Below are 12169 nucleotides of genomic sequence, written 5' to 3'. Positions count from 1 at the left end.
CCGGACCCGTGATCGGTCCGGGGGCACTCGTCCGCCGACTTACCTAGCAGGCAGTGCGAGGGACTCACCCTTGATCAGGCACTCGATCTGACCGGCCAGCACATCCGCGGCCCGGTTGGCGTCGACTTCAGCGCCGGCCATCCATGCCTGAACGTCCGCCGTGTGCCGCGCCAGGTGATCAGCCGACACGACGCGCGGGTCTCCCACGAGCACGAGCGTGCCGCAAAGCACCACCAGCATGACCGGAACGCCCTCGTCGAGTTCCGCCAGCTCGTGGGTGACACTGTCCACGCAACCCCCTCTTTCGAGCAGCACAAGGTCGGCCCCCGTTGCTGCACCCACCTGCCCAAAAGCTTGTTCGACCCTACGCCCGAGTAGCGGTTGGGGCGAGGATGATCCGATCTTGTGAGAGGCGTGTATAGGGACTAACTAGGACGCATCCGACGAAGAGCCGTTCGCCCCTGCGGTCAGCGCCTCGATCACGGCCCGCGCGCGGGACAGGTCCTCCGGTGCCATGCCCTCCAGGTGACCGAGGATGACCCGCACGTCTTCCGGGAGTCCCGACAGCTCGGTACTGGTGTACTGCAGCCACTGCTCGGCCGCCGCCCGCTGGACCTCTGACAGCGGAAGCTTGAGCCCAGCGGCCAGGGCCCGAAGGACCCGCGCTTCCGGTGCGCGGGCCACGTTGCCCTTCACCAGCTTGTGCAGCCAGGTGGCGCCTACACCCTCGCCGCTCTGCGGATCAATCGCGATGGCTGCAAGGGTTTGATAGGACATGCCAGGCCGGTCTAGCGCGGCGCGCACCATCTGCGTAAGGGCATCACTGCCCGCTGAGCTCTCGGACATCCCCGGTTCCCTTCGCACGCTTCCTTCGGCGCCATGCGCGGCGCCAAAGTACTGACGGTGGGGCCTAGACAACGCCCTGCCGCGTTCGCGAACGAGGCTAACAGCCAGAAACCCGCAATCCCATATCGGTGCGGGCCAACATTGCGCGAACACGCCAACCCAGGCTCGACGCGGGCCCGGGCGCCCTGTCGCCAGCGGACGCAGAAATCATTCGCGTTCGCGAATGCGCAGATGTAGCGTCACGAAGCAGAACGGAAGCGACATGAACTGACGCGAAGGAGCGCGCATGACCCTCCTGCACGACTACGCCGGCGCCGCAGAAGCTCTATCCCTGCCCGAGACGTGGCTGCGCCGGAACATCAACCGGATTCCCCACGAGAAGTACGGCAAGTACGTCCGATTCGGTCCTGAACACCTCGAAGCAATCCGGGCCATGCACCAGGTGTTGCCGGCGGCCCGCCCCGCCTGCGGCCCGGCCAACCTCGTTCCGCGGGGTGCTCGATGAACAAGCCCCGCGCAGGGCACCTGCGGATCATTGCCGATCCCGCGCTCATCGACGCCGTACTCGCCATCCTCCGGGCGGACCCGTCCGTTTCGATCGCGCGAGTCTCCAAGACCTACCCGGAGACCGACGGCCGTCTGCGCCTGTATGTGAGGCTCAGGTGATCCGCGCGACGCTACACCCGGACGGGTACACGGTGCGTCTCGATGTGACCGACGGGGCCGAGCGGCTGCTCGACCTGGTCGCGCTCGCGTTCGCGGCTGACGAGCAGCTCGTCGCCGAGCGGCTGCGTGAGCTCGCCGCCGCGGCCACCCATCACCGGGCCCGGGCCCTTGACCCTGACGGGAGCGACTACCGCCTCGATTGGGCCGGCGCCGCGCTCGACGCCTCCCGCGGGCGTGCCCGTGCTGGAGTGCGGGCCGCGCTGCTGTGTTGGATTCACCGGCGCCGGCGTGCTGCGGTCGTCCGGCGCCGGCGGGCCGAGCTCGTCGACGTGCTGCCGGCCGGCGACGGTTTGCTCGCCGCCGATCTGTCCTACCGGGCCGCGGTCGAGCTTGGCGAGCAGCTGCAGCAGCTTGCGGCGTGCACGGTCGCCGGCCGCCGCCCTATCGAACTGGAGTGCGACACGTGAGCGTGCATGCGCTGCCGCGGTCGCGCCCGCTGTTCCTGGCTGCCGCTGTCGCTGCCGATGACGTCGACGGCGTGCGGCATGCATGGCGGGCAGCGCAGGCCGCTGGCGAGCCGCAGTGGTACCTCGACCTGATCGCGCGCATCGGTCGCCGCCATGCCAGCACCGGCGAGTCGTCGAGGGCGGTCGCGTGAGCGGCACGACCGCCGTCGAGGGCGTCGTCGAGGCGCCGCTGCAGCTCGCTGTCGACGGCACCGCCCACCCGTACCCGACCACGGTCGAGCCTGCTCGGCCGCGCCGCCGGCCGGCGGCGCGGCCGGTCGTCGAGGCCCGCCCCACCCCGGGACCCGGGCAGCTCGACGGACTCGACATCACCTCGTGAGCGGAAGCTGCGCGGCCGGCCGCACCCCGTGCGGCCGGCCTGCTCGCCCGTACCCATGCGGGCCGCGCTGCGACTCACACTCGCCCGCCGCGGTCGCCCACCGCCCCGAACCGCCATCCATTCCGCTACCACCGAGGGAGAACTGCCGTGACGTGGTTCAAGGTTGATGACACCGCCTACTCGCACCCGAAGCTGCTCAAGGCCGGGAATGCCGCGCTCGGCCTGTGGCTGCGCTGCGGCGCCTACACCGCCCAGCATCTGACCGAGGGACGCATCCCCAGTGTGGTCGCCGGGCTGTTCGGCACCGGGCCTCAGACCGCGCGACTCGTGCGGGCCGGCCTGTGGCACGAGCCAGGGCACACCTGCCCGCGCTGCCCGCCGGTGGCCGCGGGTGAGTTCCTGATGCACGACTTCCTGCGCTACAACCCGACCCGCGCGAGCGTCGAAGGGGTGCGGCAACGGGAGGCCGACCGCAAGCGGCGCGGGCGCAACTCGCAGCGATCGAAGCGCGATTCGCCGGCCGATCCGCCGCCGTTCGACGACGATCCGGGCGCCCCCGCGGACGATTTCGATCCGGAACCACCCCCCGATTTCGGCGAAAGCGCAGGCCACGGGCCCGCGTCCGGGCCGGACGGGGCGGGCGCGTCCGGGTGGTCCCGGCCCGACCCGACCCGACCCGGTGAGAGTGGCGGGGGTAGTAGAGAGAGTGCAGGTCGTAACGGCGCACCCGCGGCGAGCTCTCTCTGCGCTCTCGCCGCCACCTGGGAACCCGACGACGCGCTGCTCGCTTGGGCCGCGGCGTCCGGCCACCTACAGCGGCTCGGCCTCGACGGCATCGACCACGCCACCGCCAAATGGCGGACCCACCGGGCTACCGGGCCCGCGCGGACCGTGCAGCAGTGGCGGCTCGACTGGCAGCAGTGGATCAACCGGGAGAGGCCCGAGCAGCCCCCGGCCGAGCGCCACCTGCAGGCCGTACCGCCCACCGGTCACCGACCAACCCGTGCCGAGCAGCACGCCGCCGCACTGCAGGCCGCCCTCGACCAGATGAACACCAGCAACCAGGAGGACAGCGCGTGACCCCCGACGAGTGCGCCGCCCTGCTCGCCTACGTCGGGCGGCTCGACCCCCGGGCCGCCCAGCTCGACCCCGCCGAGGCCGCCGGCCAACTCGCCAACTGGGCCGACCTGCTGCGCGAAGTGCCCGCGACCGCCCCCGACAGGTGGGACGCCGCCGCCGTCGCGCGCGCCCACATCACGGGCTCGCCCTATCCGATCCTGCCCGTCGACATCACCCGCAAATGGGCCGCCCACCGCCGGGCCCTGCTCGCCCGGCACACCGACCCGCGGCCGGCCGTCGACCCCGACAACGTCGAGGCGTACCAGGCTGCGATCCGGGCGCAGCGGCACGCGGTTGCCACGGGGCAGGCCGCGCCGAGCAGCTCGCGGCAGTTGACCGGCGGGCCGCACCCGTCACTCGCCGGCCGACTCGCGGCCGGCCGCGCACTGCCCGCCGGGGCGGCCGAGCAGCTCGCGCCGTTCCGGCCGGTGCGAGCGGCACGGGAGGCTGCTGCACGGGCTGGGCGTGCGGATGCTCTGGCTGTGGTGTGCGAGTGGTGTCGGGCGCCGGCCGGAGAGCCGTGCCGGCGCAGGACGCACACCGGGCCGGATCGGGCCGGTACGTGGCACCGCCGGGCGACCGCTCACCCGTCCCGGGTCGAAGCAGCCGAGCTGCTGCTCGCAGAGCGGCAGCGCGAACTCGCCGCCGTCGAGGCCCTCATTATGCAGCCGCCCGTGCCACGCAACGGAGGCAGCCCGAGGGCCCGAACTGTCGCTCACGGTAAGGGAATTCGGTGATTTCCCCGCCGCGACCGGTCGATGCGCCCCCCATGCGCGCGCGGGTGTCCGCGCCCACCCTTCCGAAAGGTCACAACCCGTGTCCGTCCCTCCCCGTCGTCTCGTCTCCGTGACCCGTGCCGAGCGCGTGCTCGACGTCCCCGTATCCCTGCCCGACGCTGCCGAGCTGCTCGACCTGGTCCGCTCCGAGCTACGCACCGCGGGCCGTGCCGCGGCCGACGCCGAGCTGCGCCTCGACGAGCACGGACTGCTCGTCGTCTCCTACCTGGTCGCCCCCCGGGGTGAGCAGTGAGCGCCCCGGCCGCCGGCGCACGGCCGGACGTCGAGCAGCTGCTGCACCTGGTCGCCCGCGCCGAGCGTGGCGCCCTGCTGCCGGCCGAGGCCGAGCTGCTGCGCGCGGGACTCGTCGACCTGTCCGTGTACCGGGAGTGGTGCAACGAGTGGTCCCGGATGCACGGCCGGCTGCGGCGCATCGCGCATCAGCGGCTGCGCGCCCTGCAGCGGGCCCTCGCCCGGGCGCAGCGCGGCCGGCTCGCCGAGGTCGAGCTCGCGCGCCTGCATGCCCGCCTCGACACCCTCGACGACGGCCGGCACGCGGCCGTCGAGTCGGACGGAGCAGCGTACGAGGCCCTGCTCGCCGCCGAGCTCGTCGACGGGTGGGCGCTCGCCCGCGCCGCCGCCCGCCTCCCCGCCCCCACGGGGGCACAGCAGCCGGGCACCTAGACCAGCCCGGGCGCCCCCTACCGCGAGAGGGGCGCCGGGCCCACCAGCTCACCATCACTGCAACACCTTTGGGGGAGACACCGTGTACCCATCCGCCCACATCCGTCGAGCGGTCGAGCAGCTGCGCACCGTGCGCGAACACTGGGGCGCTCTGCTCGTCGCGATCGAAACCCCGCCGGCCCCCGCGTGGCCGCCTGCGCAGCTCTCCACCCACCTTGCCCGCCAGGCTGCCGACGAGGTGGAGCTGCTCGTCGCCGACCGGGTTCCGCTCACCCTGCGCCAGTACCCGGCCCCGGCGAACCTGACCGCGCTCGACGCCGCGGTGCGCGTCGAGGGGCTGCTGTTCGACTGCGCCGACACGCTCGCCGCCGCGGTGCAGCGGCCGATCGGCCGGCGCCGCATGTCCAGCCCGGGCCGGCCCGCGGTGTGGGCGCTCGACGAGGTCGACGCCGGCGACCCCCGCCGCTGGACCTACCGCAGCCCGAGTGACCCCGGAAGCCGCCGGCACGGCCTGCACTGGGCCGCGCTGTTCGTCGAGGGCCGGCTGCTCGACGAGGACACTGAACCCGAGCCGCGCGGCGACCGGACCCGCGGGCCAGCGCTGTTCGGCCTGCTGCCCGAGCACCTGCAGCGCGAGGCCGTACTCGTCGCCGGCCAGGCCGAGCGGGTCGTGCTCGGCGCCCTGCAGCTCGACCCTCGCGAGCAGGTGATCGAGGGCCGGCCGTGCCCGTGGTGCGCCGGCGAGCTCACCCTGCACACCCAGCCGAACGACGTCCCATGGGTCACCTGCAGCACCGGGCCGGCCTGCTCGGCACCCGTGCCGCTCGACGATCGCAGGCAACGTGTATGGGGCGTGGCAGAGTTGCTCAGTCTTGTCTTTGCACTTAATGAGAGTTGAACGCGCAGTGATTCAAGCTCCCGCGCTGCGCGTCGTGCGCCGCCTAGGAGAAGACACACCCAAACGGCTCCGCCATGCTGCCAAACTTCTGCACCTCGCTCAAAATGAAGTGGCCAGTACTCTCCCATGCCCGTTCTTGAAGCCGGAGACCAAGACCACCATGAAGATTTCGCAGCTCACCTCAGATCAGGCCATTATTGTGAAATCCAAGGACGGGAAGACGGTAGGTCAACTGGCCGCAATCCACGCACAGGGCGAGGACGCGATCTTTGCTCAGGTGAAATCGGAAGAATCGACCGATCAGTTCGTTATCCCAATTGCGAGAGCATCGATCGAGGGTAGCGAGCTCACCGTTCCCTACCGAATCAGCCAAATCGAGAGCGGACCCACCGCCGACGAAGATTCTGTCCTGACCATGGGGGAGAGTCGAAATATCGCCCAACATTTCGATGAGCCCGACGTCAAAATCCTTGACCGCAGCCAAGCAGTGGGAAAGGTAGGAAGTCGGCGAAATCGGTGGGAGAGCGGAAATGTTTCGCTCCACATTCAGAACCTTCCGCCGAGAGTAGCGATCCGACCGAGCCACTAATGGGAAACGTTGACATTCCACCCAGAGAGCCGTCCGCCGACGAGAACCTACAGCCGGCGAACAAGGCGATTAGGGATGCCGCCAAATGGCTAGTTGCCAGCTCCGCCGCAGTCGGCGCAGCCCTGATCGCAGGAAGTCAGCTATCAAACATTGGCAGGCTAAGCAATGGCGGTCGACTCTGGTTTGCAATCGGCGGAGCCACCGTTGGGCTCATTGCCGTGGTGTGCACGATTTGGATCGCTGTCGGCCTGCTACTGCCAGTATCGGTTACGATCCAAGAGCTGGCGAACGAGTGGGGGAAACAGGGGAAGGATAGAAAGAAGAATCTGATTCCGGCGGTAGATTTCTTCAAGGGGCAAGACATCTATCTTCAAGGCTTCAGCGACCCAGATGATCTCATTGCCGTTCGACGGGCAGCGGACGAGAAGCTGAACGCACTCAGCGATTCACCGGATGACGCCGCAGCAAGGACGCAGCTAAAGTCCGAGCTCTCCGACGTCAATAGTCGAGCCATGGACATCGAAGCCATGGCCCAAACCCAGGTTCTACAGGGGCAGTTTAAGAGCTCACTCCGACCACTCCTGATCGCCACATTCTTTGCGGCAGGCGGCATTGTCGCGTTTGCGTGGGCGTCAAATCCCCCCGCCGAAAAGCCTGAATCCGCAAATCTGGCCGGAGCTAAATTAGTCAATGCAAGTTTGCGAGACGCCGAACTGAAAAACGTGAAGCTAGATGGCGCAGACCTCACGGGCGCCGACCTTACAGGGGCAGATATTCATGGCGCCTCGATCAAGGGCACCATCTGGCGCAACACGACATGCCCGGACGGAAAGAATAGCGATCTCGTCGGAAATACATGCGCAGGCCACTTGTCGGAGACGCCGGCCGCCTAGCCGACCACGGAATCTGGCGGTAAGGCTTTCACCCTTGCGCGGCGTCAACACCCACCGCTGGGCGCATCGACAGAGGAAGCCCAACAGGGCTTGCGCCGTTACCTTTCCGTGACCTAGAGTTGGAGGCGCTTCCGGCGTGCCCGGAACACCAAGACTGACGGTCCGCCACCCTCCCCCCGGTGGCGGACCGTTGTTGTTACCGCCGACCGCCAGCACGCCGTACGGGCACAGCGATCGCAGCGAACCCCGTGCCGAGAAGTGTCATCGCTGCGGCATCCAGTTGTGGATGCCTGATCAGGATGACAACCATGACACCCGCCGCCAGAGAAGATCGGGTCAGTTCGATCACATCGGCCGGCCCCCATCGCGCAGCAGGCAGCTCATCAGCCCGCTTGCGTTCCAAGTCACCCACAGAGCACCCTTCCTAGCCTTCGCAAGTAACGGGCGGCGCCGCTCCGGCAACGAGTCTGACACCCAAGGCGCGCGAATTGTAGGAGACGAAATCACCGCTAATTCGGCTTGAGATCAGCAGCCGTGACCAAAGCAACGCTTATGGGCGCACCCATGCCATGACCCTGTGCCCAATGCTGGGAGGTGAACCCCAATGCGCGAGCCCATCAGTGACGACGACCGCGACCAGGTCCGCCGCCTGCACGCCGACGGCCTGTCCCGCAACACCATCGCCGCCGAGATCGGACGCAGCAGCTCGACCGTGTCGAAGATCGCGGCCGAGCTCGGGCTCGCGTTCACCGGCGGCGCCCGGGTGGCGCCGGCGACCGCGGCCCGGCAGGAGGATCTCGCCGCGCTGCGCCGTGACCTGACGGCCCGCCTGTACCGGCGGGCCGCGGCGAACCTCGACCGGATCGAGGCCGGCACGTACGTGCGCGTCGAGCTGCTGCCGACCGGCGACACGGTCGACGTCGTCTCGGACGACCCGCCGGCCGCGGACGAGCGCCACCACTCGCAGGCCATCGGCGGATATCTGACCAGCGCGGCACGGCTCGCCGAGATCGACGCCGGCACGTCCGGGCACGAGGTGCGGTCGATGCTGACCGACCTTGCCCGCGGCCTGCGCGACGCCTTCGCGTCCGACGAGGACGAGGGGGCCGCGGACGGGGGGTGAGGCGTGCTCTCCGCCCTCCCCCTGTCCCGCAAACAGCTGCGCAGCGTCGCCCGAGCGCAGGCCCGCATCAACATCTGGCACGGCGCGGTGCGCAGCGGGAAGACCGTCGCGTCGTTGCTCGCGTTCCTGCTGGCCGTTGCTGAGGCGCCGCCGTCCGGCCTGATCATCGTCTGCGGCAGGTCGCTGCAGACGATCGAGCGCAACGTGCTCGAACCCCTCTGCGACGCTGCGCTGTTCGGTCCGGTCGCGGCTCAGATCCGGCACACCCGCGGCGCCACCACGGCGACCGTGCTCGGCCGCACCGTCCACCTGATCGGCGCGGCGGACGCCCGGGCCGAGGGGCGCCTGCGAGGTCTGACGGCCGCGTTGGCGTACGTGGACGAGGCGACGCTGCTGCCCGAGCCGTTCTGGGTGCAGCTGCTCGCCCGCCTCAGCGTGGACGGCGCGCGGCTGCTGGCGACCACGAACCCCGACTCGCCGGCCCACTGGCTCAAGGTCGGCTACCTCGACCGCGCAGCCGAACTTGATCTGCGTGCCTGGCACTTCAAGCTCGCCGACAACCCGAGCTTGTCGCCGGCCTACGTCGCGTCCCTGTCGGCCGAGTACGTCGGGCTATGGCGCCGGCGGATGATCGACGGCGCGTGGGTCGTGGCCGAGGGCTCGATCTACGACATGTTCGACGAGCAGCTGCACGTCGTCGACGAGCTGCCGCCGATGTCCCGCTACTGGGTGGGCATCGACTACGGCACCACGAACCCGCTGTCGGCGATCCTGCTCGGGCTCGGCGATGACGGTCTGCTCTACGCCTGCGCAGAGTGGCGATACGACTCCCGTGCCCGGCGCCGGCAGATGACCGATGCGCAGTACTCGGCCGCCCTGCAGGGGTGGCTCGGCGGGCTCGGCGTCGAACCGGAGTGGACGTTCCTCGACCCGAGCGCGGCGTCGATGATGGCGCAGCTGTGGGAGGACGGGCACCCCGGGGTGACCCGGGCCAAGAACGAAGTACTCGACGGCATCCGGTCGGTGGCGACCGCGTTCGGCGCCGGCCTGCTGCGCGTCCACCGCTCGTGTGCCGGCCTGCTCGGCGAGCTGCCCGACTACGTGTGGGATGCCGCCGCCGCGGCGGCCGGCGAAGACCGCCCACTCAAGCGCGGGGATCACAGCTGCGACGCGCTGCGGTACGCCGTCCACTCCACCGCGCACGAGTGGCGCCACCTACTACCGCGACCGGAGGTGACAACCGATGCCGCTGCCTGACAACGGGACACCGTGGCCACCCCGGCAGTGGGCGCCCGCACTCGCCGAGATGGCCGTCGATGACGCGTGGTACTCCGGCGACCCGAAGCAGCTCGCCACCGTCTACCGCAACCAGGCGCAGCGCAGCGACGGGCGGCGCCGGCTGTGGGGACGCGACCGGACGCCGGCCCCGGGCCAGCGCGAGAACCGGCTGCACATCCCCATGCCGGCCGACGTCGCCCGCAAGAGTGCCGCGCTGCTGTTCAGCGAGTCCCCGCGGCTGACCGTGTCCGACACCGCCCTGCAGGGCCGCCTCGACGACCTGCTCGACGAGCACGCCGACCGCGTGCTGTTGGAGTCCGCAGAGGTGTCCGCCGCGCTCGGCGGGGTGTACCTGGTCGCCGCGTGGGATGCCGAGCTCGGCCCCCGCCCGCTGCTCACCTCTGTGCACGCCGATGCCGCGCTGCCCGAATTCCGATACGGCCGCATGGTCGCCGTCACCTTCTGGGAGGAACTGGAGCGCACCGGCGCGACCGTGCTGCGCCGGCTGGAGCGGCACGAGCGCGGCCGGATCGAGCACGGCCTGTACCTGGGCACCGCCGACAATCTTGGCCGGGCCGTGCCGCTCACCGAGCACCCGACCACGGCCGCCGTGGTCGACTCGCTCGGCCCGTCCGGCGCGGTCGAGACCGGCATCCCCCAGTTGACCGCGGCCTACTGGCCGAACATCGGCCCGAACCGCGTTCACCGGGGCTCGCCGCTCGGCCGCTCCGACCTGCAGGGCCCGGCCCGCGATCTGTGCGACGCCCTCGACGAGACGTGGTCGAGCTGGATGCGCGACATCCGGCTCGCCCGCGCCCGACTCATCGTCCCCGCCGGATACCTGCGCGACCGCGGCCCCGGACTCGGAGCAGCGTTCGACGAGGATCGGGAAGTCTGGGCAACGCTGGACATCCCGCCGACCGAGACCGGCGCCGGCATCACCATGAACCAATTCGCGATCCGGGTCGAGGAACACAAGGCGACCAGCGATGCCCTGGTGCGGCAGATCGTCGAGGCCGCCGGCTACAGCCCGTCCACGTTCGGACTCGACGGCGGGCCGGCCGCGACCGCGACCGAAGTCGAGGCCCGCGCGCACGACAGCATGGTGACCCGCAAAGCCAAAGTCCGTTACGCCTCACCCGCGTTGGCGGATATCACCGAGGCACTCCTGCAACTCGACCGCGCGCTCGGCTTCTCTACCCTCACCGCGGAGCGGCCGGCGGTCGCTTTCGGGCCGGCCGTGGCCGAAGACCCGACGTCGACCGCTCAGACCCTGTCCCTGTTGGCGCAGGCGCAGGCGATCAGCACCGAGACCAAAGTCCGCACCGTGCACCCGGATTGGGACGCCGACGCCGTCGCGGCCGAGGTCCAACGCATCCACGCCGAGACCGGACAGGGCATGCCCGACCCGGTCCCGGCGTTCGTCAGCTGAGGGACGGCGGCACACCGATGAACGTGTCGCCGTCCTGGTACGCGATGCCGATCCCGTGATCGGCCAGCAGCTCCTGCAGGTCCTCATCGGGCAGAGAAGGCAGGAGCACTACGCGCCGCGGCATCTCGGGGTGCCCGTCAGTCTTCACATACCGGCCGTAGTCGAGCAGCTGGCCGAGCGCCATGCGAACCGCCTCACGGGTGTTGGTGCCCTTGAGCTCGTACAGCACGTGGTCGGTCTCGTCGTACAGGTCCGTGAGCAGGATCGACGTCCGACCCTTGATCTTGATCTGGAAGCGGCCGACAATGTGCTGCTGCGCGGTGAGGTACGCCTCGAACGCGTCGCTGAGGTCCGCCTCACGGCGCTGCGCCTCGACTTCCGGCACGGCGGACCGCTTGGCCTTCTTCTTCGTGTTCTTCTCCGGCTCGATGAGCTTGCACACGGTGATGGCCGCGGCTACGAGCTTCCCGCCGGTGACCGTCGCCGCCGGGATCTCGTCTTCGGCGACGCGCTGCACGGTGCCGACCGGGCGCAGCCGGAAAACGATCGCACGGCGCGGCTGCTTGTCCTCGTCGAGGGATTCACGGACGACGTAGGGCTTTGCCGTGTCGAGGGTGAACTCGCCGACGTACCGGTGCCGCTTGGTACCGGTGCCCGGCACGGTGTCCACCGCCACGAACAGGTGCAGGCGACGTCCGGCCGCAACGTGGTCCCGGACAGCAGCGTTGTTGCCGCCGTACTTGCCGGTGAAGGTCTGGTGTCCCTTCTTACCCGCGCCCGTGTATTCGAAGATCGGCCCGAACTCGTCCTCTTCGGCGAGCCATCCGTCGTGGTACCCGAAAACAACCCCGACCTCGTGATCGGAGAACAGAGTGATGTTCTTCGGCTCGACAGAGGGCACGATCCCGCCACTGTTCCGGCTACCTCCGTAGACGGCGCAGATCTCCGGGCGAGTACCGATCTGTCCGAGCTTGAACTCGGCAGGCGCATTCGTCATGGCCCGACCGTATCGGGCCGCG

The 12169-nt window shown here is 69.8% G+C and carries 18 protein-coding genes; 15 read left to right on the top strand and 3 right to left on the bottom strand.

The window, feature by feature from the left end; all coding sequences use genetic code 11:
* Positions 1-39: 39 nt before the first annotated feature.
* Both ACZ3YO_RS10350 and ACZ3YO_RS10345 read right to left on the bottom strand, forming a co-directional pair.
* The gene (locus tag ACZ3YO_RS10350; RefSeq protein WP_465567415.1) at positions 40-291 is read right to left on the bottom strand and encodes a hypothetical protein; all 252 of its coding nucleotides are present in this window, start codon (positions 289-291) and stop codon (positions 40-42) included.
* Between the two features lie 138 nt (positions 292-429).
* Positions 430-777: a hypothetical protein gene (locus ACZ3YO_RS10345; protein WP_465567412.1), complete on the bottom strand. Its 348-nt coding sequence runs from the start codon at positions 775-777 to the stop codon at positions 430-432.
* 355 nt (positions 778-1132) lie between these two features.
* On the opposite strand from ACZ3YO_RS10345, the gene ACZ3YO_RS10340 reads away from it, so the two are divergent.
* From ACZ3YO_RS10340 to ACZ3YO_RS10270, 15 genes are all read left to right on the top strand, one after another.
* The gene (locus ACZ3YO_RS10340) at positions 1133-1351 is read left to right on the top strand and encodes a helix-turn-helix domain-containing protein (protein WP_465567409.1); all 219 of its coding nucleotides are present in this window, start codon (positions 1133-1135) and stop codon (positions 1349-1351) included.
* Positions 1348-1512, top strand: a complete 165-nt coding sequence (locus ACZ3YO_RS10335) for a hypothetical protein (protein ID WP_465567406.1) — start codon at positions 1348-1350, stop codon at positions 1510-1512. Before ACZ3YO_RS10340 ends, ACZ3YO_RS10335 begins: the two co-directional genes overlap by 4 nt.
* Positions 1509-1979 (top strand): hypothetical protein, encoded by a 471-nt coding sequence (locus tag ACZ3YO_RS10330; RefSeq protein ID WP_465567403.1) that lies wholly within the window; start codon positions 1509-1511, stop codon positions 1977-1979. Before ACZ3YO_RS10335 ends, ACZ3YO_RS10330 begins: the two co-directional genes overlap by 4 nt.
* Positions 1976-2170: a hypothetical protein gene (locus ACZ3YO_RS10325; protein WP_465567400.1), complete on the top strand. Its 195-nt coding sequence runs from the start codon at positions 1976-1978 to the stop codon at positions 2168-2170. Before ACZ3YO_RS10330 ends, ACZ3YO_RS10325 begins: the two co-directional genes overlap by 4 nt.
* On the top strand, positions 2167-2358 hold the full coding sequence (locus ACZ3YO_RS10320) for a hypothetical protein (RefSeq protein WP_465567398.1): 192 nt from the start codon (positions 2167-2169) through the stop codon (positions 2356-2358). The genes ACZ3YO_RS10325 and ACZ3YO_RS10320 overlap by 4 nt, the downstream gene beginning before the upstream one ends.
* Positions 2359-2505: 147 nt before the next feature.
* Positions 2506-3438, top strand: a complete 933-nt coding sequence (locus tag ACZ3YO_RS10315) for a mucin-2 (RefSeq protein WP_465567396.1) — start codon at positions 2506-2508, stop codon at positions 3436-3438.
* Positions 3435-4214: a zinc finger domain-containing protein gene (locus ACZ3YO_RS10310; RefSeq protein WP_465567394.1), complete on the top strand. Its 780-nt coding sequence runs from the start codon at positions 3435-3437 to the stop codon at positions 4212-4214. The genes ACZ3YO_RS10315 and ACZ3YO_RS10310 overlap by 4 nt, the downstream gene beginning before the upstream one ends.
* A 109-nt stretch (positions 4215-4323) precedes the next feature.
* Positions 4324-4506: a hypothetical protein gene (locus tag ACZ3YO_RS10305; RefSeq protein WP_465567391.1), complete on the top strand. Its 183-nt coding sequence runs from the start codon at positions 4324-4326 to the stop codon at positions 4504-4506.
* Positions 4503-4937 (top strand): hypothetical protein, encoded by a 435-nt coding sequence (locus tag ACZ3YO_RS10300; protein WP_465567389.1) that lies wholly within the window; start codon positions 4503-4505, stop codon positions 4935-4937. Before ACZ3YO_RS10305 ends, ACZ3YO_RS10300 begins: the two co-directional genes overlap by 4 nt.
* An 82-nt stretch (positions 4938-5019) precedes the next feature.
* Positions 5020-5835 (top strand): hypothetical protein, encoded by an 816-nt coding sequence (locus ACZ3YO_RS10295; protein ID WP_465567386.1) that lies wholly within the window; start codon positions 5020-5022, stop codon positions 5833-5835.
* Positions 5825-6424 carry a hypothetical protein gene (locus ACZ3YO_RS10290; RefSeq protein ID WP_465567383.1) on the top strand — a complete coding sequence of 200 codons (600 nt, stop codon included), beginning with the start codon at positions 5825-5827 and terminating at the stop codon, positions 6422-6424. Before ACZ3YO_RS10295 ends, ACZ3YO_RS10290 begins: the two co-directional genes overlap by 11 nt.
* Positions 6424-7317: a pentapeptide repeat-containing protein gene (locus ACZ3YO_RS10285; protein ID WP_465567380.1), complete on the top strand. Its 894-nt coding sequence runs from the start codon at positions 6424-6426 to the stop codon at positions 7315-7317. Before ACZ3YO_RS10290 ends, ACZ3YO_RS10285 begins: the two co-directional genes overlap by 1 nt.
* 604 nt (positions 7318-7921) lie before the next feature.
* Positions 7922-8440 carry a helix-turn-helix domain-containing protein gene (locus tag ACZ3YO_RS10280; protein ID WP_465567377.1) on the top strand — a complete coding sequence of 173 codons (519 nt, stop codon included), beginning with the start codon at positions 7922-7924 and terminating at the stop codon, positions 8438-8440.
* Positions 8441-8443: 3 nt separating this feature from the next.
* On the top strand, positions 8444-9697 hold the full coding sequence (locus tag ACZ3YO_RS10275) for a PBSX family phage terminase large subunit (RefSeq protein ID WP_465567374.1): 1254 nt from the start codon (positions 8444-8446) through the stop codon (positions 9695-9697).
* A 202-nt stretch (positions 9698-9899) separates the two neighbouring features.
* Positions 9900-11150, top strand: a complete 1251-nt coding sequence (locus ACZ3YO_RS10270; RefSeq protein WP_465567371.1) for a phage capsid protein — start codon at positions 9900-9902, stop codon at positions 11148-11150.
* Here ACZ3YO_RS10270 and ACZ3YO_RS10265 read toward each other — a convergent pair.
* On the bottom strand, positions 11143-12147 hold the full coding sequence (locus ACZ3YO_RS10265; protein ID WP_465567368.1) for an SRA domain-containing endonuclease: 1005 nt from the start codon (positions 12145-12147) through the stop codon (positions 11143-11145). The genes ACZ3YO_RS10270 and ACZ3YO_RS10265 overlap by 8 nt on opposite strands.
* Between the last annotated feature and the right edge of the window lie 22 nt (positions 12148-12169).

Source organism: Kitasatospora sp. NPDC022785, from assembly GCF_055561295.1.
This window is presented reverse-complemented; position numbering and strand designations above follow the sequence as displayed.

What these genes read in the sequence shown, in the direction of transcription:
- ACZ3YO_RS10345 (WP_465567412.1), bottom strand. Translation starts at nt 777, where the DNA reads ATGTCCTATCAAACCCTTGCAGCCATCGCGATTGATCCGCAGAGCGGC.
- ACZ3YO_RS10340 (WP_465567409.1), top strand. Translation starts at nt 1,133, where the DNA reads ATGACCCTCCTGCACGACTACGCCGGCGCCGCAGAAGCTCTATCCCTG.
- ACZ3YO_RS10335 (WP_465567406.1), top strand. Translation starts at nt 1,348, where the DNA reads ATGAACAAGCCCCGCGCAGGGCACCTGCGGATCATTGCCGATCCCGCG.
- ACZ3YO_RS10290 (WP_465567383.1), top strand. Translation starts at nt 5,825, where the DNA reads ATGAGAGTTGAACGCGCAGTGATTCAAGCTCCCGCGCTGCGCGTCGTG.
- ACZ3YO_RS10285 (WP_465567380.1), top strand. Translation starts at nt 6,424, where the DNA reads ATGGGAAACGTTGACATTCCACCCAGAGAGCCGTCCGCCGACGAGAAC.
- ACZ3YO_RS10280 (WP_465567377.1), top strand. Translation starts at nt 7,922, where the DNA reads ATGCGCGAGCCCATCAGTGACGACGACCGCGACCAGGTCCGCCGCCTG.
- ACZ3YO_RS10270 (WP_465567371.1), top strand. Translation starts at nt 9,900, where the DNA reads ATGCCGGCCGACGTCGCCCGCAAGAGTGCCGCGCTGCTGTTCAGCGAG.
- ACZ3YO_RS10265 (WP_465567368.1), bottom strand. Translation starts at nt 12,147, where the DNA reads ATGACGAATGCGCCTGCCGAGTTCAAGCTCGGACAGATCGGTACTCGC.